The 22837-nt window shown below is 56.6% G+C and carries 23 protein-coding genes and 1 pseudogene; 12 read left to right on the forward strand and 12 right to left on the reverse strand.

Annotation, left to right across the window (positions count from 1 at the left end; all coding sequences use genetic code 11):
* Positions 1-40: 40 nt before the first annotated feature.
* Positions 41-1249 (reverse strand): NAD(P)/FAD-dependent oxidoreductase, encoded by a 1209-nt coding sequence (locus tag ACEW72_RS08155; protein ID WP_373475886.1) that lies wholly within the window; start codon positions 1247-1249, stop codon positions 41-43.
* A 65-nt stretch (positions 1250-1314) separates the two neighbouring features.
* On the opposite strand from ACEW72_RS08155, the gene ACEW72_RS08160 reads away from it, so the two are divergent.
* Positions 1315-1590 (forward strand): DUF3297 family protein, encoded by a 276-nt coding sequence (locus ACEW72_RS08160; RefSeq protein ID WP_373475887.1) that lies wholly within the window; start codon positions 1315-1317, stop codon positions 1588-1590.
* Here the strand turns inward: ACEW72_RS08160 and ACEW72_RS08165 are convergent.
* Positions 1587-2726, reverse strand: a complete 1140-nt coding sequence (locus tag ACEW72_RS08165) for a serine hydrolase domain-containing protein (protein ID WP_373475888.1) — start codon at positions 2724-2726, stop codon at positions 1587-1589. The two genes, ACEW72_RS08160 and ACEW72_RS08165, sit on opposite strands and share 4 nt — an antisense overlap.
* Before the next feature lie 31 nt (positions 2727-2757).
* On the opposite strand from ACEW72_RS08165, the gene ACEW72_RS08170 reads away from it, so the two are divergent.
* Positions 2758-3132, forward strand: coding sequence for a hypothetical protein (locus ACEW72_RS08170; RefSeq protein WP_373475889.1), 375 nt, complete (start codon positions 2758-2760; stop codon positions 3130-3132).
* Here the strand turns inward: ACEW72_RS08170 and mnmA are convergent, their stop codons facing one another.
* Entirely contained in the window at positions 3133-4257 is a 1125-nt protein-coding gene (mnmA, locus tag ACEW72_RS08175; protein WP_373475890.1) for a tRNA 2-thiouridine(34) synthase MnmA, read from the reverse strand.
* A 167-nt stretch (positions 4258-4424) separates the two neighbouring features.
* Between mnmA and ACEW72_RS08180 the strand changes: the two genes are divergently transcribed.
* From ACEW72_RS08180 to ACEW72_RS08205, 6 genes are all read left to right on the forward strand, one after another.
* Positions 4425-4796, forward strand: coding sequence for a hypothetical protein (locus ACEW72_RS08180; RefSeq protein ID WP_373475891.1), 372 nt, complete (start codon positions 4425-4427; stop codon positions 4794-4796).
* Positions 4793-5092 carry a DUF1153 domain-containing protein gene (locus ACEW72_RS08185; RefSeq protein WP_373475892.1) on the forward strand — a complete coding sequence of 100 codons (300 nt, stop codon included), beginning with the start codon at positions 4793-4795 and terminating at the stop codon, positions 5090-5092. The genes ACEW72_RS08180 and ACEW72_RS08185 overlap by 4 nt, the downstream gene beginning before the upstream one ends.
* Before the next feature lie 148 nt (positions 5093-5240).
* A complete protein-coding gene (locus ACEW72_RS08190; protein ID WP_373475893.1) occupies positions 5241-5504 on the forward strand; it encodes a GlsB/YeaQ/YmgE family stress response membrane protein in 264 nt (87 codons plus the stop codon).
* A gap of 365 nt (positions 5505-5869) precedes the next feature.
* Positions 5870-7048 (forward strand): efflux RND transporter periplasmic adaptor subunit, encoded by a 1179-nt coding sequence (locus tag ACEW72_RS08195; protein WP_373475894.1) that lies wholly within the window; start codon positions 5870-5872, stop codon positions 7046-7048.
* A 27-nt stretch (positions 7049-7075) separates the two neighbouring features.
* Positions 7076-10216, forward strand: a complete 3141-nt coding sequence (locus tag ACEW72_RS08200; protein ID WP_373475895.1) for an efflux RND transporter permease subunit — start codon at positions 7076-7078, stop codon at positions 10214-10216.
* A 116-nt stretch (positions 10217-10332) separates the two neighbouring features.
* On the forward strand, positions 10333-11541 hold the full coding sequence (locus ACEW72_RS08205) for a DUF445 domain-containing protein (protein WP_373475911.1): 1209 nt from the start codon (positions 10333-10335) through the stop codon (positions 11539-11541).
* Between the two features lie 50 nt (positions 11542-11591).
* Here the strand turns inward: ACEW72_RS08205 and ACEW72_RS08210 are convergent, their stop codons facing one another.
* The 7 genes from ACEW72_RS08210 to ACEW72_RS08240 form a co-directional block, all read right to left on the reverse strand.
* A complete protein-coding gene (locus ACEW72_RS08210; RefSeq protein ID WP_373475896.1) occupies positions 11592-12263 on the reverse strand; it encodes a purine phosphorylase in 672 nt (223 codons plus the stop codon).
* A gap of 73 nt (positions 12264-12336) precedes the next feature.
* A complete protein-coding gene (locus tag ACEW72_RS08215) occupies positions 12337-13644 on the reverse strand; it encodes an FAD-dependent oxidoreductase (protein WP_373475897.1) in 1308 nt (435 codons plus the stop codon).
* Positions 13645-13706: 62 nt separating this feature from the next.
* Positions 13707-14537 carry an alpha/beta fold hydrolase gene (locus ACEW72_RS08220; protein ID WP_373475898.1) on the reverse strand — a complete coding sequence of 277 codons (831 nt, stop codon included), beginning with the start codon at positions 14535-14537 and terminating at the stop codon, positions 13707-13709.
* A gap of 115 nt (positions 14538-14652) precedes the next feature.
* Positions 14653-16407, reverse strand: coding sequence for a PHA/PHB synthase family protein (locus ACEW72_RS08225; protein WP_373475899.1), 1755 nt, complete (start codon positions 16405-16407; stop codon positions 14653-14655).
* Between the two features lie 77 nt (positions 16408-16484).
* Positions 16485-17156 carry an aquaporin gene (locus ACEW72_RS08230; protein WP_373475900.1) on the reverse strand — a complete coding sequence of 224 codons (672 nt, stop codon included), beginning with the start codon at positions 17154-17156 and terminating at the stop codon, positions 16485-16487.
* Between the two features lie 3 nt (positions 17157-17159).
* Complete coding sequence (locus ACEW72_RS08235) at positions 17160-17630, reverse strand: ArsI/CadI family heavy metal resistance metalloenzyme (protein WP_373475901.1); 471 nt, start codon at positions 17628-17630, stop codon at positions 17160-17162.
* On the reverse strand, positions 17627-17971 hold the full coding sequence (locus ACEW72_RS08240) for an ArsR/SmtB family transcription factor (RefSeq protein ID WP_373475902.1): 345 nt from the start codon (positions 17969-17971) through the stop codon (positions 17627-17629). The genes ACEW72_RS08235 and ACEW72_RS08240 overlap by 4 nt, the downstream gene beginning before the upstream one ends.
* A 67-nt stretch (positions 17972-18038) precedes the next feature.
* Here ACEW72_RS08240 and pnuC point away from each other — a divergent pair, with 67 nt between their 5' ends.
* The 4 genes from pnuC to ACEW72_RS08260 all read left to right on the forward strand — a co-directional run bounded on the left by pnuC (position 18039) and on the right by ACEW72_RS08260 (position 19902).
* Positions 18039-18641 carry a nicotinamide riboside transporter PnuC gene (gene pnuC, locus ACEW72_RS08245; RefSeq protein WP_373475903.1) on the forward strand — a complete coding sequence of 201 codons (603 nt, stop codon included), beginning with the start codon at positions 18039-18041 and terminating at the stop codon, positions 18639-18641.
* Positions 18638-19141 (forward strand): AAA family ATPase, encoded by a 504-nt coding sequence (locus ACEW72_RS08250; RefSeq protein WP_373475904.1) that lies wholly within the window; start codon positions 18638-18640, stop codon positions 19139-19141. Before pnuC ends, ACEW72_RS08250 begins: the two co-directional genes overlap by 4 nt.
* Complete coding sequence (locus tag ACEW72_RS08255) at positions 19138-19320, forward strand: DUF1289 domain-containing protein (RefSeq protein WP_373475905.1); 183 nt, start codon at positions 19138-19140, stop codon at positions 19318-19320. Before ACEW72_RS08250 ends, ACEW72_RS08255 begins: the two co-directional genes overlap by 4 nt.
* A gap of 93 nt (positions 19321-19413) precedes the next feature.
* On the forward strand, positions 19414-19902 hold the full coding sequence (locus ACEW72_RS08260) for a DUF1579 domain-containing protein (protein ID WP_373475906.1): 489 nt from the start codon (positions 19414-19416) through the stop codon (positions 19900-19902).
* Here ACEW72_RS08260 and ACEW72_RS08265 read toward each other — a convergent pair.
* Entirely contained in the window at positions 19899-21761 is a 1863-nt protein-coding gene (locus ACEW72_RS08265) for an ABC-F family ATP-binding cassette domain-containing protein (protein ID WP_373475907.1), read from the reverse strand. The genes ACEW72_RS08260 and ACEW72_RS08265 overlap by 4 nt on opposite strands.
* Before the next feature lie 523 nt (positions 21762-22284).
* Positions 22285-22837, reverse strand: a pseudogene (locus tag ACEW72_RS08270) (elongation factor 4); the annotation flags it as partial.

Consider the following 22837-nt stretch of genomic DNA (forward strand, 5'->3'; position numbering starts at 1 on the left):
CTTATGGGGGCTGTCCCTAACGATTCCATCGGCGCTAACGCTACAATGTTGACCCCGCCGCCACGCCGCTGGCCCAGGCCCACTGGAAATTATAGCCACCAAGCCAGCCGGTAACGTCCACTGCTTCGCCAATGCAATATAGGCCGGGAACAGTTCTGGCTTCCATCGATTTCTGCGACAGGCCATCGGTGCTGATACCACCTAAAGTCACCTCTGCCTTGGCGTAACCCTCGGTACCATTCGGCGTAAATTGCCATTCCGACAACCGCCGCTCAGCCTCTTCCAAACGACGGTCTGGTACATCGGCAAGATTGCACGTTTCGCCGATCTGGTCGGCCAAAATGTCGGCAAGCCGTGCGGATAATGTCGAACCCAGCGCAGATTTGACGGTGCTGCGTGGCTTTTCCCGTTTGAATTGACGCAACCAACCTTGGGGTTGATCCGGCAGAAAATCGATGCCGACCGGTTCGCCATGCCGCCAATAAGACGAAATTTGCAGAATTGCAGGGCCGGACAATCCCTTGTGCGTCAAAAGCGCAGCCTCCCGAAACCGCGTCTTGCCGCATTTTACTTCGACATCGGCAGACACGCCGGACAATTCACGAAACAGCACATCGTCGCCACCCAAAGTAAATGGCACCAGCGCCGGCCGCGGTTCAACGACCTTCAACCCAAATTGCCGCGCCAGATCGTAAGCAAAAGCCGTCGCCCCCATTTTGGGAATGCTGGGGCCGCCCGTTGCGATCACCAAAGCGGGCGCGGAGGCGGTCAGGCCATTATATAGCACAGTATACTGCCCATCGGCATGGCTGACATCCGATATCGGCGCATGAAATGCAAAATCTACGTGCCCACCCGACGCGGTGGATTTGTCGCATTCCGCCATCAACATTTCGACAATCTGCCGTGCGCTGCCGTCGCAGAATAGCTGTCCCAAGGTCTTTTCATGAAACGCGATGCCATAAGCCGCGACCAGGTCGATAAAATCGGTGGGGGTGTAGCGGCCCAGTGCCGATTTGGCGAAGTGGGGATTGGCCGACAAATACCGCTCCTGCGCGTTGCCGCTGGTGGCGTTGACGTTGGTGAAATTGCATCGCCCGCCGCCCGATATCAGAATTTTTTTACCGGGGCCGCTGGCGTGGTCGATCACCAACACCCGTTTCCCGCGTTGACCGGCGGTCAACGCACACATTAAACCAGCGCCGCCAGCACCCAGAATTATCGCATCATATTGATTGGAACTTGCCATGCAAAGCCTCTGCACTGCTCGCACGATATTGCCAAGCGCGAAGCTTTCCGGCAAAGGCGCGCGCTATGACAGAAAAAGCCGACACTCCGCCCGACCATCTTTCGATTAATCCGCTCAGCGCACACTTTGACGGCGACCTGCTTTCTCGCGGCGTCGGCATAAGGTTCAAGGGCGAAAAACGCACCAATGTCGAGGAATATTGCATTTCCGAAGGCTGGATCAAAGTGCAGGCAGGCAAGGCGCGTGACCGCAAGGGCAATCCGTTGTTGCTGAAACTCAGCGGCCCGGTTGAAGCCTGGTTCGAAGATTTGGGCGACGACGCGCCGGTTGCAACCGCTTAATTTTTCGGAAAAATTGATATCAGTTTTACAAACTGGTCATCCAACGGATCAAGCTTGTTATCATCGGTTTTGCCCAGCCGCACGATAGTAAGCCGGTGTTGGGGCGACACGATGATGAACTGCCCGAGATGTCCAAGCGCCGCGAATACATCGGACGGTGCTTTTCCGGGAAACAACACCTGATTGCGGTCTGCGTTGTTGGGCCGGTTGAGCCATATATGCCCGCCATAGCTGTTATCATTCTTGCTTGGCGTTTTCATAAACCGGGTCCAGCTTGTAGGAAGCAATTGGGCCGCACGCACTGAACCGTTATTCCTTAAAAATTCGCCGAATTTTGCCCAGTCACGGGCTGTGGCATGAATCATACTGCCGCCCAGCATCGTGCCATTCCGGTCAAATTGCGGTATCGCGCTCGTCATCCCCAGCGGTTCGAACAACCGACCACGGGCATATTCAAGCATCGCGTCACGTCGTACAGCGGGGTCGGTGCTTTCGGTAAGGGAGCGAGTCATGATGTCGGCAAGGATATTGCTAGTTGCACTGCTATATTCAAATTTCCTGCCCGGCTGCGCTTCCAATGGGCGCGTTTCAGCATAGCGTGCGATATTTTCACGCCCGTCCAGAAACAGCATACGGGGCGTATCTGCGTCAAAAATCTCGACGTCACCTTCGGCAAGCTCGGTATGGTCGAGGCCGGAAGACATATGCAACAAATGCCGCAGCGTAATTTGCGCCCGGCTGTCACGCGGGGTTTGCCATTCGGGAACAGGTGCGGGCTCATCAAGCGCCAGCCGCCCGTCAGCAACCATTAAACCTACCAAAGTCGCCGTCACGCTTTTCGCCATCGACCAGCTTATCAGGCGGGTCTCCGGCCCGTACCCCGGTGCATATCTTTCGGCAATGACCCGGCCGCCCTGCATCACCACCAGCGCGCGTGTTTCCGAAAGCGCCGGATCTTCAAAAAACGGGGCGATCGCATCACCCAGTTTTTCTTTGCCGACGACGGCATCGCTTACGATCATCGTTTGACCGGGTACAGGCGGCTTTGCGGCAGGTTCTTCACCACATGACGCAAGGGCCAATGTGGCGATAGTGCAAAAAGCGGTTGCGGCTGCGACAAATTTGTTTCTAGGCATAAGTCATACCGTTGCACCAATTGGAGGTCACATGGCAACCGCAACTTCGAAATCTTTGACCAAGAGGCGGTTTGGCCCATTGCAGATCGCGAAGATCGTTGCCTGCACAGTCGCTGCGGTTTTTGCGATCTGGTTGATCTGGAATTGGACGACCATAAAGGGCGAAGCGCAAGTCGGCGTTGCTTATGGAGCCCACATCACCTGTTCATGCCGCCATATCGAGGGTCGGGACATGGCCAGTTGCGAAACCGATAAAGAGGCCGGGATGGAATTGGTCAGCCTGTCTGACGACCCGGCGAACAAACGCATCTACGCATCCGTACCGTTTCTGGCCGAAGCGGTGGCGGAGCGAAGGGGCGAGTTTGGTTGTGTCCAGTTAAGTAAGGCCGAGATCGAAGCGCTTTAGCTAGGCTGCAATTTCCTGCATTGTCGCCACGGTTTCTTCGATCCAGCCGCCACCCAGCACGCGCTCGCCTTCATAAAATACAGCGGCTTGTCCGGGCGACACTCCATATTCAGGCGATGCAAAACGCAGCCAGTCACCATCAATATGCGCCGCAACGGGCTTTGCCATTGACCGGACTTTCGCCATAATTTCGCGACCTTGCAAGTCGGCGAGCCAATTGCCTTCTATTATGCGCGCCGCATCGACCGCCAGCGCCTCCCTCGGGCCGACGATCACGCGCTGCGTCGATGGATCAAGCCGTATGACATACAGCGGCACCGGCTGCCCGCCAACTTCCAGCCCTTTTCTCTGGCCAACAGTATAATGGATCATGCCCTTATGCTGGCCCAGAACGCGTCCATCCAGATGCACTATGTCGCCACCCAGTTCGGCATCCGGGCGGATTTTGCGGACAACACTCGCATAATCGCCATCCGGCACGAAGCAAATATCCTGACTGTCGGGCTTCATTGCCACGATCAGTCCCAAATCCTGTGCAATCTCACGCACTTGTGGTTTGGGCATTCCCCCTAATGGAAAGCGCAGATAGTCGAGTTGATCCTGCGTCGTTGCAAACAGGAAATAGCTCTGGTCTCGTGCGGGGTCGGCGGCGCGGTGCAATTCTGCGCCTTCAGCGCCCTCGACGCGGCGGACATAATGGCCCGTTGCAAGGCAATCGGCGCCCAATTCCTTTGCCAGCCGGAACAGATCGGTGAATTTCACCCCCATGTTACACCGGACGCAAGGAATCGGTGTACGCCCCGCCATATATTCGTCGGCGAAATGGTCGATCACCGATTCGCGAAAGCGGCTTTCATGATCGAAAACATAATGGGCGATTCCCAATTTATCGGCGACCGCACGGGCATCGCGGATATCCTGACCGGCGCAACACGCCCCTGCCCGTTTCACCGCACTGCCATGGTCGTATAATTGCAGCGTAATACCAATGGTTTCAGCGCCGGAACGGGCGGCAAGGGCAGCAACAACCGACGAATCAACCCCGCCAGACATGGCGACGACAATCCTTTTTCCCGATAAATCGGGACCAAGTTGGAAATCATGGGAATTTATAGCGTCAATCATTTGACGCAGGCCATACGCACAGTTGTGCGAAAAGGCCAGTTTTCCGTTGGCATTTCTCGTTTTGAAACAACATCGGGTGGCAAATGATAATTCCCGTTAACTTGGGCTAACATGGTCTGAATAACGCCTTTACCCCCTGTTATCAGATGCAACGCTAGGGGGGTGTCATGGAAATGACATTCCCCCATGAGTCAGTGAGTCAAAATTCGGTCGTTCGCCGAAATGACCATAAGGCGTTAATAGCGGCGATTACAGCACGGCAGGCAAATAGCCGCACCGTGCAGTTGTTGCGGCGTGTCGAGGACGATATGTCCTTAGCCGGCGACGCAGCGAGCCAGCGGATCCAGTATTTTGCTTCAAAAAAATCGGAAAAAGTGTCGGTATGCGGTGCATTCTGGCGCGCAAGTGAAGCTGATCGCAAATGTGAAGATGCCGTTTACCAAGCCAATTCAGCCTATATCAAAGACCAGCAGATAGAAGAAGATGCAACGGGGGTTCAGTCAACCCAGGTGGGGCATGGAGTATCGAGGACGTTATGATTGAGAACCAGAAAATTCGCCCTGCACAGGTTATTGGCCCATTGGGAGAGCCACTGACTTTGTCCAGCCTGCCGCCAGCCGGAACAACGCGCTGGGTCGTCCGTCGCAAAGCCGAGGTTGTTGCAGCCGTCAATGGCGGTCTGTTGTCCATCAACGATGTGTGCGAACGGTACAGCCTGACGCTGGAAGAATTTGCATCGTGGCAACGTGCGGTTGACCGTTCGGGTATGCCGGGCCTTCGCGTGACGCGTATCCAGCATTATCGCGACCTGTACGAGCGCCAGCAGAAATACTGACAATATCCGCAGGGCCGATGCCTTTCAAAGCTCGGCCCTGAATTTCGATTTTACATCCCTTGCCGCTTTGCAGGTGGCATTCAGGTACGATCCGGTTATCATCTCCAATGGCCCAGGCACTGCCCGGGCGCATTTAAGGAGGAAGATTATGGGTTGGATCGTTGCAATAATTGTTGGCGGCATTGCCGGGTGGCTAGCCAGCAAGGTCATGAACCGCGACGCATCAATGGGCATTTTCTGGAATGTTGTCGCAGGTTGCGTGGGATCGGTTGTCGGCAATCTGATTGCGAACCAGTTTGGAATTGTCGGCAGTGTCCAGAAATTTTCGCTTACCGGACTGATCGTCGCGTTTGTAGGGGCAGTCGTCGTGCTAGGCGTAATGAATCTGGTACAACGTGGCCGCGTGCGCTGATACTGAGAGAGCGGGTTTAGTAATTTTGGAGAAGGTGGAGCGCAAACTCTCCCTCTCCACTGCATCCGAAGGCTAAAGCCACGTGACTGGGTATCCCTCATCTGAAAGAGAGGCTCGACGGCGCGACTAAGCCGCATTCTGACGTCGTTTGTCGAATACTGAAGACGCCGGTCTGTATTGTTGTTCCCGACCTTTTCCGGTAACGTAAACAGGGTAGTGCCTTTTGCGATATGCAATTCTGCGCCTTGCGGGCAGTGACTTATTAAGATAACACAGTTGTTGCGTTGTCCGCGCACATCGCGGATAGCATCAGAATAGCGTCGGCCAGATACGCATTTGGCGGAAAATGATTTTGGAAAGCGGATATGAATTACGAAACTACAATGAGCGGTGATTTGGATGGCGGCATCCTTGATGAACGGCAAAGTCCTAACCGGAGGCGCATTGTCATCGTATTAATCATACTGGCTGTTTTGGCTGCAATTGGCGCCGCGTTTTATTTCATGGGCGGCGATGCTGCCCCCGCAGCTGGTGAGGACGACAAAAACGCACAGGCGCAAACCGTCACTGTCGTCGCACCGGGCCGCGAAACGGTTGTCCGCGCAATCAATGCAACCGGCACATTGGCCGCACGTCGCGAGGTTCCGGTCGGAGTTGTCGGTGAAGGTGGCCAGGTCAACCGGGTCTATGTCGACGCCGGTGACTGGGTTCGGCAAGGTCAGGTCCTTATTAGCGTAGACCGATCGGTTCAGGCGCAGCAGGCCGCCGCGCTTGAAGCGCAAATCGGCGTTACACGCGCCGACCTCCAGCTTGCCCAGAACGAGCTTGACCGCGGGATGCAACTGGTTGGACGCGGGTTTATTTCAAAAGCCGATGTTGACCGCAAAACCGCCACACGCGACGCCGCGCGCGCCCGGGTGAATGTTGCGAATGCACAACTAAACGAAACCCGCGCACGTAATGCACGTTTGGATATTCGTGCACCGGTGTCGGGCTTTGTACTCGAACGAAATGTTGAAACAGGCCAAACGGTTTCCGCAGGTAGCGGTATTCTGTTCCGTATCGCTCAAGACGGACAGATGGAATTGCAGGCGCAGTTAAGCGAAAATGATCTGGTGCTGGTTTCCGAAGGCGTTCCTGCAACGGTAACGCCCGTCGGCACCGACCGCCAGTTTTCCGGCACAATATGGCAAGTGGCCCCGATGATTAGTGAACAAAGCCGTCAAGGCATTGCGCGCATCGCCCTTCCCTTTGACAAGGCATTGCGGCCGGGCGGATTCGCCTCGGTTGAAATCAAGGCCGGGTCGATGACCGCCCCTGTATTACCTGAGTCAGCGGTTCAGACCGGCCGTGAAGGCAGCTTTGTCTATATCGTCGGTAAGGACAACAAGGTAAAACAACGTCCGGTAAAAGTCGGCGACACGACCGCATCCGGTCTGATAATCGCAAGCGGGCTGGACGGCACCGAACGCGTCGTTCTGTATGCAGGCGGTTTCCTCAACCCCGATGAAACCATAAACCCCAAGCTTCTGAAAAAGAAGTAAACCGAACCATAACCGGAACCGTAGCCCATGAACTTCAGTAATATTTCCGCTTGGTCAATCCGCAACCCGGTAGTCCCTATCGTGCTTTTCGTTGCGTTGACACTGGCGGGTATCATTTCGTTCATGAATATGGATGTGCAGAACGATCCGGACATTGAATTTCCCGTTGTTGTTGTTTCGATTTCGCAACCGGGTGCCGCGCCATCGGAAATCACCACGCAAATCACGCAAAAGGTGGAATCCGCGATCCGCAGCGTTCAGGGTGTGCGAAACATTGATGCGTCCGCCAGCGAAGGCAACACCACCGTTAGTGCGGAATTTGAAATCGGCGACGACATCAATGCGGCGGTAAGTGAGGTCAAGAACGCCGTCGATCAAATCCGCAGTGATTTGCCAGATGGCATTTTGGAACCGCAGATTTTCAAGGTCGCCACCTCTAGCGACCCGATTGCCTATTTCGCGGTCGAGGCCAGCGACATGACGCTGGAACAATTGAGCTGGTTTGTTGACGACACCGTCGCACGGCGCCTGCTGGCCGTCGAAGGCATGGCGTCGGTTAGCCGTAATGGTGGCGTAAATCGCGAAATCCGTGTGGTGCTTGACCCTGCGAAAATGCAGTCATTCGGCGTAAGCGCCAGCCAGATCAACAATGTCCTGCGTCAGCAAAACGTCAACGCATCGGGCGGGCAGTCGCAAATCGCTGGATCACGCCAGTCAGTTCGCGTTCTTGGCAATGCCGCCGATGCCTATGCGCTGGGACAGGCGCAGATCAATCTTGGCAATGGCCGTAACATCAAATTAGCTGACGTCGCACAAGTTACTGACGGGTTTAGCGAACAGCGGTCGATGGCTTTTGCAGGCGGTAAACAGGTTGTCACTTTTGGCATGTCACGCGCCAAAGGCGCATCAGACGTGACTGTTTTTGATGAAGCAATGGTCAAAATTGCCGAGATTGAAAAAGAAAATCCCGGAGTAAAGTTCACCACGCTTTTCAACAGCGTCGATTATACCAAGGCCCAGTATAAAAGCTCGATGGCGGCCATGATCGAAGGCGCTTTACTGGCTATTGTCGTGGTGTTCCTGTTCTTGCGCGACTGGCGCGCAACCGTCATTTCCGCCATTGCCATCCCGCTTTCGGCCATTCCCACATTCTGGTTTTTGGACCTTTTGGGCTTTACGCTTAACACCATGTCGTTGTTGGCATTGGGACTGGTCGCAGGTGTGCTGGTCGATGACGCGATTGTGGAGATCGAGAATATCGTGCGCCATATGCGGATGGGCAAATCCGCCTATCAGGCATCGATTGATGCCGCCGACGAAATCGGCCTTGCGGTTGTGGCGACAACATTTTCCATCGTCGCTGTGTTCCTGCCCGTCGGCCTGATGCCCGGCGTTGCGGGCCAGTTTTTCAAGAATTTCGGTCTGACTGTCGTTGCATCGGTGCTGATGAGCCTTGCGGTAGCGCGTATGATTACGCCGATGATCGCGGCTTATTTCCTCAAATCAGGTGGTGTTGCCGAACATGGCGAAAGCGCCTGGATGGACAAGTATATGAAAATCCTGCGCTGGTCGCTTGGCCACCGGCGCTGGATGATGGGCATTGGCGTTCTGTCACTTGTTGCAACCGTTGCACTCATGGTCGTACTGCCCAAGCAATTCTTCCCCGACGGTGATATGGATTTCAGCCGCGTCCGGATCGAAATGGTACCCGGCACCACGCTGGAACGGACCCGCGAAGTCGCGAACGAAGCCGCCGCCATCATCGAAGCGCAACCCGAAGTCAAAACCGCATTGCAAAGCGTGCGTGAGGGCAGCGCAAGTATGTTCATCACGCTTCACAAGGACCGCGCACGCACCAGCCAGCAATTTGAAGAAGATCTGACGCCGAAGCTCACCAAGATTGCCGACGCCCGCGTTACGTTTCAGGCCAATGGCCCGGGCGGCGGCGGTTCGGGTCGTGACGTATCGGTTATGCTGTCCGGTTCTGACCCAAAGACGCTAGACTCCACCGCTGCGACGCTTGTCGAGCAGATGAAGACCGTCCCCGAATTGCGGGCACCACGTATATCGGCCGATTTGCAACGTCCCGAATTGCTGATTACCCCGCGGACTGACCTCGCCGCGCAGTTGGGTGTGACAACCGTTGCATTAAGCCAGACGATCCGCATCGCAACGCTGGGCGATATCGACCAGAACAGCGCAAAATTCTCGCTGTCCGACCGTCAGATCCCGATCCGCGTCATGCTGGCCAAGGAATCGCGCGAAAGCCTTGATGTTATCCGCAACTTGCCGGTTCCGCTTGCAACCGGCGGGTCGGTTCCGCTGTCGCGTGTGGCCGACATCAGCTTCGGTGCAGGACCTACGTCAATTCAACGGCGGAACCAGAATTTCCGGATTTTCATCGGCGCCGATTTTGCACCGGGCGTTGTATCTTCGGATGCCGATGCCAAAATAAACAAATTGCCGGTGATGGAAAACCTGCCCACGGGCGTTTCCCGCGCCCCATTTGGTAGCCAGGAATGGGAAGCCGAAATGCAGCGGGACTTCCTGACCGCGCTGATTTCCGGGACCTTGCTGGTGTTTGCGGTGCTGGTCTTGCTCTATCACCGTTTCATGTCACCGTTGGTCAACATGGGTTCATTGCTGCTCGCGCCGCTGGGCGGGATGCTGGCGCTGGCCATTGTGCAACAACCGATATCAATGCCGGTATTCATCGGCGTCCTGATGCTGTTCGGCATTGTTGCGAAAAACTCCATCCTGTTGATCGATTTTGCGATTGAAGAAATGGCGCGCGGCGTTCCCAAGTTTCAGGCAATTATGGAAGCCGGACATAAACGCGCTCAGCCGATCGTCATGACCACCGTTGCGATGACCGCAGGGATGGTGCCGACCGCTTTGTCGCTGGGCGGGGATGGCCAATGGCGCGCGCCGATGGGCACCGTCGTGATCGGCGGACTGATCGTTTCCACATTGCTGACCTTGTTGATTGTACCGGCCGGCTTCAGCCTTGCCGACGGCTTTGAAAAGCGGGTTGGGCCGTGGTTACGGACCCGTCTGTTGACATATGACCCCGACAAGCATGGCGAGGGTAAGCCTTTCGTGGCCATCACCGGCAAGAAACCTCCAAAAGACAAGGGTGACCTTGGCGGTTTGCAGCCTGCCGAGTAATTGCCACACTTGGCAGCGCGGCACGCCTTAGCTAAGGCAATGATGTGAAGTCGGCCAATCAACTGGGGCAGTCCGAAAAGACCCGCTATGCAGAGCGCGATGCCGAATTGCGGCAGATGCGGATCTTTGCGTCGGCCCTGCTGCTGTTCATGGTGCTCTTGTTTATCGCCGGCAACTTTTTGGAAACCCGTTATCAGGGCCATTGGGGTTTCCTGCGCGCCTTTGCCGAGGCTGGTATGGTCGGCGGGCTTGCCGACTGGTTTGCCGTTACCGCGCTGTTCCGGCATCCGCTGGGCATTCCCATTCCGCACACCGCGATCATCCCGAATAACAAGGAACGGTTGGGCCGCACCCTTGCCAGTTTTCTCCGCTCGAACTTTCTAACCACCAAAGTCGTCGCACGCCGCGTGCAGCGGATGGATGTGGCAGGCGCGATGGGCAAATTCCTGAGCGCACCATCGGGCGGCGAAGGCCGGATGCGGATGGGGGCATCGCGCCTGATGGGCGATATCATCGCCGCGCTGGATGATGAACGGCTCGGCGGCGTTGCCAAGGGCGCGATCCGCAAGCAACTCGACAAGCTCGATATCGCCCCCCTGCTCGGCCAGTTGCTCACCGCGATGATCCGCGAGCGGCGGCATATCCCGGTCCTCGACGGCATCATTAAATGGTCGTCCAAGACGCTGGAGGCCAATGAACATCTGATCCGCGAAATGGTGGAGGAACGTGCGAACACCATCATGCGCTGGACCGGCCTCGACGACCGTCTCGCCAACGCCATTGTCAATGGCCTGAACAAGTTGCTGCATGACATGGCCGAAGATCCCGACCACCCTTTGCGCGAAAAGGGCGAAGAGGGATTGGCCAGCCTTGCCCACGACCTGCGTCATGACAAGGAGTTGCAGGCCAAGGTCAATCACTGGAAAGGGCAATTGCTTGATAATCCGGCGATGAGCAAATGGATCAACAGCCTTTGGGATCAGGGGCGCAGTGGATTGTTAAAGGCCGCGCGCAACCCCGATGCGGCATTGGCGGGCAGCTTTGGCGACGCGCTGATCAAATTGGGCGGCACCTTGCAGGATGACGCCCGCCTAAAGTATCAAATCAACCGCTTCGCCCGTCGCGCCATTGTCGGCACCACCGAAAATTATGGCGACAATATCGTCGCGCTCGTATCCGATACGATCAAGGGCTGGGATGCGTCCACCATCACCGACCGCGTGGAAAATGCCGTCGGCAGCGACCTCCAGTACATCCGCATCAACGGGACGTTGGTGGGCGGCATGGCGGGGATCGTCATTCATGCCGTGGGGTTGCTGATCTAACGCGCCTCGTTGTCGGTCGAACTAGAGCCTGAGACGGCGCGCAGAATAGCCTACAAAGCCGCGATCATCCGTTCTGTCGCATCTGCCGCGCGTTTTGCGGCGCGTTTCAAATTGCTTTGAAAATCACCGCTGCTGGCCCCGCCGGCATTGTCGCTGGTCGCCTTGATCGCGGCCCAGGGCAGGTCCATTCTTACCGCGGCTTGCGCGACGGCGGCGGTTTCCATATCGACTATGTCACCCCCCAAGGCGTCATGCAGGCGCCTGCCAAGATCGGGGTTTTCGATAAACGCGTCGCTCGTGATGATCCGCGCTTTGGGTAGGCCGATGTCCGGTGTCGCTTTGGCACGGAACGCCTCGATATGTTCTTCGCCGATAGGCCATGCGCCTGCACTATAATGGGCGAAATGATCGTGTCGCGCAGCACCATAATCGCCTTGCACTGCCTCGACAATCTGAAAACAGTCGGCGTCGACGTTGGTCAATTTGCCAGCCGTCCCGACAACCACCAACATCTGCACATCATAATGATCGACCAGCATCATCGCCGCCATGGCCGCGTTGACTTTGCCTATTCCGCTGCAAGTGATCACGATATCCTTACCGGCAAAGCGCACTTGGCGGACGAGAAATCCGTGCAAAGGTTCGCCATGCGCGCCCTGCCCTGAAAACAACACCGCCGCTTCGGCGTCCACGCCGGTAATGATGCCTATCCGTTCGATCATGCTGACTGCCCTTATAGCACTTAAAGCAATGACTTAACGCAGTTTTTATGCGATTATCATGACAACGGAAAATTTATCCCTTTGCGGCGATCATATCTTCAATCCGTACGAATTTTTCGCGTGGAGCACCTTCGCGGGCACGGGCGGTTTCGGCTTCTTCGATCTTTTTCCAGTCGCTGAACTTCACGACCTGAACGCGGCGCTTTTCCAGAATGGCATCAAGCCCCGGCCGACCGGTTTTGCCCGCACCATCGCCAATATCTCCGGCCACAATGTCAATGATCGCATAGCCGTCGGGCCGGTTGGTGCCAATAGTTCCCGACGGACCGCGCCGCGCCCAGCCGACACAGTAAAGTCCCGGTAAAATACGCCCTTCGACATTGGCAAAGCGGCCACGACCATGTTCAAAGGGCACGCCTTCAATCGATGGCGTCTCGTACCCGATGCAGCTGATAACCATATCGCAGTCGATGGTATAGATTTCCCCCGTGCCTATGCTGCGATACTGGTCATCCAGCCGGGTGCGTTCAACAATGATGCGCTCGACCTTGCCATTGCCTTCAATGGCGACAGGGGCGGCAAAGAAATCAAAATTTATGTTGATATCCTTGTCGGCGCGAAAGGCCTCTGGAATGGCGGCGAATTCGCGCAAGAGGGTAACGGATTTTCGCATACCCGGTTCCAACAGGGCATCATCGCCCAACTCGGGCAGGTCGCCCGGTTCAACACGGGGGGTCGCCCGTTCCAGATGACCCAGTTCGCCGAGTTCCTTTGGCGTCATCGCAATCTGGTGCGGGCCACGGCGACCCAGTATGGAAATATCCTCCAATTTACTGTCGTCGAGCATATCCAGCGCGTGGCTGACAATGTCGGACCCGCCAAATTCGGCCCGGGTCTTGGAAAGGATGCGCGCCACATCAAGGGCGACATTGCCATTGCCAATGATGACCACATGCCGGCCATCCAACGGTGGTTCGATATCGGCGAAATCCGGGTGGCCATTATACCAGCCGACAAAGGCCGCGCTGCCAAAAACACCGGGCAAATCGCCGCCCGCGATGTCCAGCGTGCGGTCATTGGGTGCGCCTGTCGCTAATATCACTGCATCATAAAGGCCTTGCAGTTCGTCGACGCTGACATCCTTGCCCACGGTAACATTGCCGACAAAGCCGACATTGTCGGACAGTGCAACCTTTTCATAACGGGCCGAAACCGCTTTGATGGATTGATGATCGGGCGCAACGCCAAAGCGAATCAGACCAAAGGGAACCGGCAAACGGTCGATGATATCGATACGGACATCAGACCCGAATTTCTTTTGCGCCGCCTCTGCGGAATAATAGCCTGCCGGGCCGGAACCAATAATCGCGATATGCCGCATGGGCTCTCTCCTTACCCCTGATTCGACAGGCTAACGTCGAACCGGCGAAAGGGAAGAGCGCATTACGCGGCTTGCTTCACTTCTTCCCTTTTATCCAGGAAATCCCGGATTACGGCGATGCTTTGTTCGACATGGCTCAACAGGAAAAGATGCCCGCCATCTTCGACTACGAACAATTCGCTATTGGGGATCAGGAACTTCAGGAATTTCCCATTGGCCACCGGTACAATCTGGTCATCGCCGCCCATCATGATGAGCGTTTCGGTTTGCAAAAACGGCAAGAACGGCGCGCTCGTCCAGCCGATCATCGCCATCAACTGATAGAAATATCCGGTTTTCGAAGGCGGTTTCAGGCGGTTGATATGCTCCGCCTTATTGCCCACCATGCCGCCGTAAAGCGTCTGGAAATGCTTCGCCATGAATTCAGGGTCGATATAGCGGCGCGGATCGGCCATTTTGATGAGCGCCTTGGGGTTGCCAGGTACCATCAACATACCCGCGCTGGTTGCGACAAGGATAAGCTTGTTGGTGCGCGCGCTGTTCTGGATAGCAAATTGCTGCGCCATCGCCCCGCCCCAGCTGACACCCATCACGTCAACCAGCGGCATTTCGAAACGGTCGAGCAACAACGCGGCAATACGCGACATCAGGATCGCGTTGTAAGGCACCACCGGATCAGGCGAACCGCCGATGCCGGGCATGTCGAATGTGATAAAGTCGCGATCGACCAGCAATTCCGCCATCGGCGCCATCGCCTCGATATTCGCGCCAATGCCGTTGAAGAACAGGATGGGAAGCTTGAGGCTCGCCTTGCTGGCGCGCCAGACAGCAACGCGCAAAACGCGGCCATCAACGGTTTCCATACTGTAAACTGGCTCGCGGCCCTTGGTCATAATTGTTCCTCTGCCCTGTTTTGGGTAGCAGGGGACGGTTTAACCGAACGGTTAGATGGTGCAAGTAACATAATTTAAATGCGCTGATCCAAGACACGCTCGTCGGGCAAACTCCTCACTCCAGAACATACAACCCCGGCGCGGCTTCCATTGCCGGATGTGCCTTGCTACCCAACCCACTCGGTGCCGCAACTTCCTTGCCCGAACGGGCGTGGAGCCATTCCATCCAGTAAGGCCACCAGCTTCCGGCGACTTCCTCCGTGCCCTTCATCCATTCGCCGACGTCGGCAGGTGCCTTGCCCTTTGAATGCTTCCAGTATTTCGCCTTGGGATTGCCCGGAGGATTCAGGATCGCCTGCATGTGGCCGGCCTGGCTCAGGATGAACTCGACATTTTTGCCGCCGAACAACTGTGTCGAGCGGTAACAGGCGCGCCATGGGGTGATGTGATCGGTGGTGCCGCCCAGTATGAACATGTCGCCTGTGACCTTGGTCAGATCGAGCGTGTGATCCGCTATCTCGAACGTCCCCGGCGCAGCATAAGCGTTGGCTTCGAACAATTCGAGGAAATCACCCATCAGCGCCGACGACAGGTTGGTCGCGTCGGCATTCCAGAAGAGAATGTCGAACGCGGGCGGATCGTCGCCGAGGAGGTAATTGTTGATGACATAATTCCAGATCAGGTCATTGGGCCGCAGCCACGCGAAACCTCGCGCGAGGCTAGAGCCTTCAATGACGCCCTTCTTCGCCGCGCGCTGCCGTGCCAACGCGATGCCGTTGTGACTGACCAGCGATGACACCTCGGTATCGCCCGGCTTTGGTTCCAGAACGCACACCATCATCGTGATCGCATTAGCGCGGGTGTCGCCCATTGAGGCCAGTTTAGACAGCAGAACCGACATGGTCTGCCCGCCCGAGCAACCACCCGAAACGTTGACCTTGTCGCTGCCAGTGATGTCGCACACCACGTCCAATGCCTTGACGCAGCTTTCGATATATTCCGCCATGCCCCAAACGCCCATTTCGTCCGTCGGGTTGCGCCAGGAAATCATGAATGGCTGGATACCGTGATCGGTCTGCCATTTAATCACCGACTTTTCGGGTGAAAGGTCGTTGATATACATCTTGTTGATCTGCGGCGGGATGGTCAGTTGCGGGATCGCATAAACCTTGTCGGTGGTCGGCGCATATTGGATCAGTTCAAAGCGTTCGTCACGATAGACAACCGAACCCTTGGCGGTGGCGACATTCTCGCCGAGTTTGAACGGCTCTTTATTGACCTGGCTCACCATCATGTCGTTGTGAACCATGTCATTATAGGCGTTTTTCAGCCCCTTGACGAGGCTAAGCCCGCCCGAATCTACCAGCCGCTTCTGCGCGGTCGGGTTGCCGATCAGGCTGTTGGTCGGGGACATCGCATCAATGATGATCTGAGAGATGAAGTTCGCGCGGTCGCGTTCCATCGCGTCGAGTTCAAGGTCCTCGATATAGCTTTTGACGCCCTTCTGCACTGCGAGATAATATTGTGCACCCGCCTTGAAAAAGGGATTGAAGGTCCATGCCGGGTCCATGAAACGCTTGTCCTTGGGATCGGGCGCTATGTCGGACTTTCCGGTGATGATCTTTACGACATCTTCGCTGAAATTACCGGCGGCCTTGAATGCCTTGTCCGGGTTGGTCGCGGTTTGACGCAACATCAGGCCAATTGCGCCGATAAAATCCTCACGCGCAAGACCAGCCAGCGGCCCCAGCGCCATCGTAGCATCATTGGCAGCGTCGAAAGCCCCCGAAATGCCCTCAAATGGCGCGCCCTTTTTAGGCTTCTTTGCGCCTGATTTTTTCTCAGGCCCTTTATCAGCTTTAACAGCCATAAATCTCTCCTCTTCCCGGACGAGAGATTGCACGGACTTTCGCCGACGTCAATTGAAGTGAATTCCCGAATTGGTAACTATCGATTTTCCGGAAGGTCGAAAATGAAATGCGCCATAGCCAGGCCGGAACATGCCCCCAATATTTGAGCAACGATGAACGGAACGACATCAACCGGCGCAATTCCGGCAAAGCTGTTGCTCAGGCTGCGCGCGATTGTAATCGCCGGATTGGCAAAGCTGGTCGATGACGTAAACCAGTACGCCGCGACTATATACAGCGACACACTGATAGGCACCAGATGGGCGCGGGTTTTCAATGTCCCCAATATGGTGAGAATCAGACCGGAGGTTGCAACAAATTCACCCATCCATTGCCCGACGCCGGTTCGGGTTTTGGTCGAAAGCTGCCATATCGGCTCATCAAACATCAGATGCGCGATCCACACCCCTGCGATCCCGCCCGACAGCTGCGCCACGATAAAGGCAAGCGCCGTTGTTGTTGCCAATTCCTTGCGGAGCCGCATCACTAAAGTTACCGCCGGGTTGAAATGCGCGCCAGAAACCGGCCCCAACATCGTTATCAGCGCGAACAACATCGCCCCGGTCGCCACGCTGTTGCCCAGAAGCGCCACGGCATCATTGCCGTCCGATAAACGCTCTGCCATAATTCCAGACCCGACCACTGTCGCGAACAAGAATAAGGACCCCAATGCCTCCGCCACTAGCGGACGGCGGATATCTGGCTTCATGGCTCAGCAGCAACCCTTGGGTGCCGACTCGACCTTGGGGGCGCAGCAAGCGGTGGCGGCGGCATTGTCGCCGACGAGGTGATCGAAATCGGGGCTGTCGCCGTAAACGGTGGACTCGCCATGGGTCAGGAAAGCCTCCCACACAACGCCGTCAGGGTCGGTAATCCAGCTTTTCTCGGATTTGGCGTAACAACAGGTGGTCGCCCCTTCCTCCAGTACGGGTCCGCCCGCAACCTTCAGCCGTCCATAGACATCGGCGAGTTCGGCCCCGTCTTCGACCTGGATACCCAGATGTTCGATACCCTTGGCCGCGCCTTCCTTGCAGGAAATTGCGAAATTGACGCGCGGATCATCAAGCATCCATTTGGCGTAATCGGACTTGGTCACGCTGGGTTCGTTTCCGAAGAGCGAGGAGTAGAAGGCGATAGACTGGTCCAGATTGTCCACGCCGACATGTACATGCAGCCTTTTCATGCAGCATTCCTTTCTGTGTCATTTTGGGTTTCGCAAGAAGTCGCAGGCGCGCAGCTTTGCCCGCCGCAGCAATTTTCGGTCAGATAGGCCATCAACCCGCCCATCGCCGCATAGTCCGCGCTGTAGATCAGCGAACGGCTCTGGCGTTTTTGCCGGATGAGACCGGCATGGCTGAGTTGGGCGAGATGAAAACTCATCGAAGAGGCGGGTGCGCCCACCGCTTCGGCGATTGCGCCCGCCGAAAGGCCCGCTTCGCCCGCCTGTACCAGCAACCGGAACGCAGCAAGGCGATGCTCCTGCGCGAGGGCGGCGAGAGCGCGGATGGTGGTGTTACTGTCCATGAGGAATCCATATTTCCATAATTATCGAATCATCGAATAAAGCACCACTCCCATTTTGTCAACACAGGTGGGCTGGATTTTGCGGGGCCATGCTGCCATCACCCCGCCCATGTCGTTGATCGAAATCGTCGCCGTCCTGCTCGGCCTTGCCAATATCGTGCTGATTATCCGGCGGTCGGTGTGGAACTTCCCTTTTGCGATCGCGATGGTCAGCCTCTATTTCGTCATTTTCCGCGATGCCCAGCTTTACAGCGATGCCGGACTTCAGATCTTTTTCGCTGTGGTCAATCTCTATGGCTGGTGGAGCTGGCATCGCAACCGTGCGGATGTCGGCGAAGTTGTTGTCCGCCGCCTGCCCGCCTTTGGCTATGCGATCTGCATCGCAGGGTCGGTCGCCGCGATCTGGGGATGGGGTGCTTTCATGGGTAGCTATACCCAAACCAGCTATCCCTATTGGGATGCTTCGGTGGCGATGCTTTCGGTCGCGGGCCAGATTTTGATGGCACGGCGTTTCGTCGAGAACTGGCACTGGTGGATTTTGGTCAACCTGATCTCGATCCCGCTTTATGTGTTGAAAGGTCTTTATCTGACCGCCGGGCTTTATGGTGTATTTCTTGTGCTCGCAATTGCCGGGCTGGTGGCGTGGCGCAAAGCTGAGGTGCGGCCATGACCAAACGCATCTGTCTCCACGGCCCGGAAAGCACAGGCAAGTCCACCCTCGGCACGCGGCTTGCCGCACATCTGGGCTGCGAAGTGGTGCCCGAATATGGCCGCGCCTATTGTGAGGCGCATGGCACCGACATCGGCATGGCCGAACTGGTCCATATCGCCCAGACGCAGGACGCGATGAACCAAGCGGCGGCGGCGCGCGAGGGTGCAATTGTGCTGTTCGACACCGACCCGCTGATCACCGCCGTCTGGGCAGAGATGATGTTCGGAACCCGTGATCCGTGGTTCGACAGCTTTTCGAGCTATGCCGACCTCTATCTGTTGCTCGACATCGACCTGCCCTTTGTCGACGATGGTCTGCGCGTTTATGCCAGCCCCGAACAGCGCCAGCGCTTTTTCGATCTATGCAAAACCGAACTCGACCGGCGCGGAGTTCGTTATGCCCTCATACAGGGCGAAGGTGAGGCGCGTTTTGAGGCGGCGCTGCTGGCAATCGGATGACAGACCCTGCCCTCATATCGTCGCCCTGCATCGACATCTGCAACGTCGACGTCACCGGCCAATATTGCATCGGTTGCGGCCGATCCTTGGACGAGATTGCCGCTTGGCCGACCGCGAGTTGTGAAGAAAAGTTGCAGATATTGGCGAAGCTGCCGGATCGAAAAGCGCTTTTGGCCTGATGTGAATTGTCCCGTTCTGTGTCGCAAAATAGTTGACAAATTTCTGGAACATATAAAGAACAATCTGGTATCATATTTAATAGCGGAGGAATCATGTCACCATCCCCGGAAATATCGCATGATTTCGATTTTCAATTTGGACATTGGCGCGTCACACATCGCCGTTTGAAAGAGCGGCTCGTTCAGAGCACCGACTGGGAAGAATTTGAAGGCACAGCCGACGCCCGCCCAATTCTGGGTGGCAATGGGAATATTGAAGATAACTTATTGCATATCGCATCGGGCAGCTATCGCGCGGTGGCGTTGCGATCTTATGATGTTTCAACGGGAAACTGGGCTATCTGGTGGCTGGACGGGCGCAATCCCCAAGCGCTGGATGTGCCGGTCATTGGCCGGTTTGAAAATGGAATCGGGACATTTTATGCCGAAGACAGTTTTGAAGGCCAACCGCTAAAGGTTCGCTTTATCTGGTCCCGAACAGATGCGCCCTCCCCACGTTGGGAGCAAGCCATGTCGCTCGACGGCGGCGAAAGTTGGGAGACTAACTGGACGATGGATTTCGAACGCGACGAGGTTAGCTAAGCCTTCTCCAAAGCCTCACTCGCCGCGACCCATCTTGCTTCAGCCGCTTCCTGCGCCGCGATGATCTTGCCGCGCCGTTGCGACAGTTCGCCCATCGTCAGGTTCTTGTATTCGTTCATTGCAGACGCCGGGTCGAACATTGCCTTGTCGATTGCAGACAGCACCACTTCGAATTTCGCGAGGTCCGCCTCGGCATCGCTCACCGCGCGTTTCAGCTTGGCCTGCTCCTCGCGGGCCGCGGCTTGGGCCTTCTTGTCTTCCTTGCGGTCGGCCTTCGACATCTTTTCCTTGGCAGGCGTCTTGCCCAAAATCATGTCGGTATAATCGTCGATACTGCCCTGATATTCGGTTGCTGTGCCGTTATCGACCAGCACCAGCCGGTCCGTAGTTAGCTCGAGCATGTGGCGGTCATGGCTGACCAGAACCACTGCACCGTCATAATCGTTCAGCGCCTGCACCAAAGCCTCACGCGCATCGACGTCCAAGTGGTTGGTCGGCTCATCGAGGATGAGCATGTGCGGCGCATCGCGGGTAATCAGCGCCAGCGCGAGCCGTGCGCGTTCGCCGCCTGACAGCTTGCCGACCAAGGTCGTTGCCTTCGCACCTGAAAAGCCGAACCGCCCCAATTGCGCGCGCACCGCGCCCGGGGTCGCCCCCTTCATCAGCCGGCTCATATGCTCAAGCGGCGTGTCCTTGCCGTCGAGTTCCTCGACCTGATATTGCGTGAAGTAACCCACACGCATCTTGCCCGAGGCCGACATCGCGCCATCCATCGGGGCGAGTTGCGCCGCGAGCAATCGCGCCAGCGTCGTCTTGCCGTTCCCGTTACGCCCGAGCAACGCCACGCGGTCATCGGGGTCGAGCCGCAGGTTCAGGCGCTGCAAAATCGGCTTGTTCTCGGCATAACCCACCGCTGCCATATCGAGTGTGACCAAAGGCGGGCGCAGTTCATCAGGCGACGGAAAGTCGAAGCTCAACGTCGGATCTTCGGCCATCGCAGCAATCGGCTGCATCCGTGCCAGCGCCTTGGCCCGTGACTGCGCTTGCTTTGCGGTCGAGGCGCGGGCCGAGTTTCGCGCGACATAATCCTGTAACTTGGCGCGCTGTGCATCCTGGCTGGCCTTGGCCGCAGCAAGCTGCGCCGCACGTTCCGCCCGCTGGCGTTCGAAGCTGTCATAGCCGCCCGAATAGAGCGTGACCGCACCGCCTTCCAGATGCAGGATGTTGTCGACCACATTGTTCAGCAAATCGCGCTCGTGGCTGATCACCACCATCATCGACGGATAGGATTTGAGGAAATTCTCGAGCCACAACGTCGCTTCGAGGTCCAAGTGGTTCGAAGGCTCATCGAGCAGCAGCAGGTCGGGTTCAGAAAACAACAACGCCGCCAGCGCCACGCGCATTTTCCAACCACCCGAATAGCTATCAAGCGGTCGCCCCTGCATTTCCTCGTCGAAACCCAGCCCGACCAAAATCCGCGCTGCCCGTGCAGGCGCGGTGTAAGCGTCGATCGCAATCAGCCGTTCGTGCAGTTCGCCCAGCCGGTCGGGGTCTGCGCAATGCTCGGCCTCTTCCGTCAAAGCAGCGCGCTCGACATCGCCTGCCAGCACGGTTTCAAACGGCGTCGCGGTGCCCGAAGGCGCCTCCTGCGCGATATAGCCGATCCGCGTGTTCTTGGGCATTTCGATCGCGCCGTCATCGGCCTCAAGCTCGCCGATCATCACCTTCATCAGTGTCGATTTACCAGCGCCATTGCGCCCGATCAGGCCAACGCGCGAATAAGGAGGCAGCGCCGCAGTGGCGCGGTCCAAGATAGTGCGTCCGCCAAGGCGCACGGTGATACCGTTGAGATTGAGCATGATGGCGCGCGCCTAGCAGAGCAAGGCGCGCGTGTCATGGGGGATTATGGTATCGAACGAACCGACCCGATCCTTTAAATCACCGCTGTTGCGATAGTCTTCGGGATTTGGGTCAGTTCAGCTTGAAACTTATTCCAATACCAGCTGCAAAGTCGGCGCTGTTGCTGTTTAGACCGGTCGACCCGAAAAGCGACAGGCTGAGCTTGCGGTTCAGCCTTGCACTTGTGCACCCGCAAATATGATGTATCCTACGAACGCGGAAGTCTCTTCATCTATCGCAACAACGATCTGTTGTTGCTGTATGAAATCTCGATAAACGGTCGCAGGCAAAAAGCCGAAGGAATTCCGCTCGCTATTCGAAGCTTTAATTATGCATTCGAGAAAAGGGGCGACGTCATCACGCGAAGACAAAAGGTTAAACAAGCCAAGGCCCCTCAAATAACTTGACTATTATCGGGTCAAATAATTGTTTTGTCTAGAGAAATTATTCCTCACGCGCGTGAGGCGCCTGAAGGGAGATTACCTACTCCTCACCCATCCTCAACGCCGCAATAAACGCCTCCTGCGGGATGCTTACATTCCCGTACTCCCGCATCCGCGCCTTGCCCTTCTTCTGCTTCTCCAGCAACTTCTTCTTGCGCGATATGTCGCCGCCGTAGCATTTTGCGGTCACGTCCTTGCGCATCGCGGCGATGGTTTCGCGGGCGATGACTTTGCCGCCGATGGCTGCCTGGATGGGGATTTTGAACAGGTGGCGGGGGATCAGGTCTTTTAGGCGTTCGCACATGCCGCGGCCGCGGGCTTCGGCGGTGCCGCGGTGGACGATCATGCTGAGCGCGTCGACCGCGTCGCCGTTGACGAGGATGCTCATCTTCACAAGGTCGCCTTCGCGGTGGCCGATCTGGTGGTAATCGAACGAGGCATAGCCGCGCGAGATGCTCTTCAACCGGTCGTAGAAATCGAACACCACTTCGTTGAGCGGCAGTTCATAGACCAGCTGCGCCCGGCCGCCGACATAGGTGAGCTGTTTCTGCACCCCGCGCCGGTCCTGACAGAGTTTCAGGATGGAGCCGAGA

Source organism: Sphingorhabdus sp. (assembly GCF_041737645.1).
Classification (GTDB): domain Bacteria; phylum Pseudomonadota; class Alphaproteobacteria; order Sphingomonadales; family Sphingomonadaceae; genus Sphingorhabdus_B.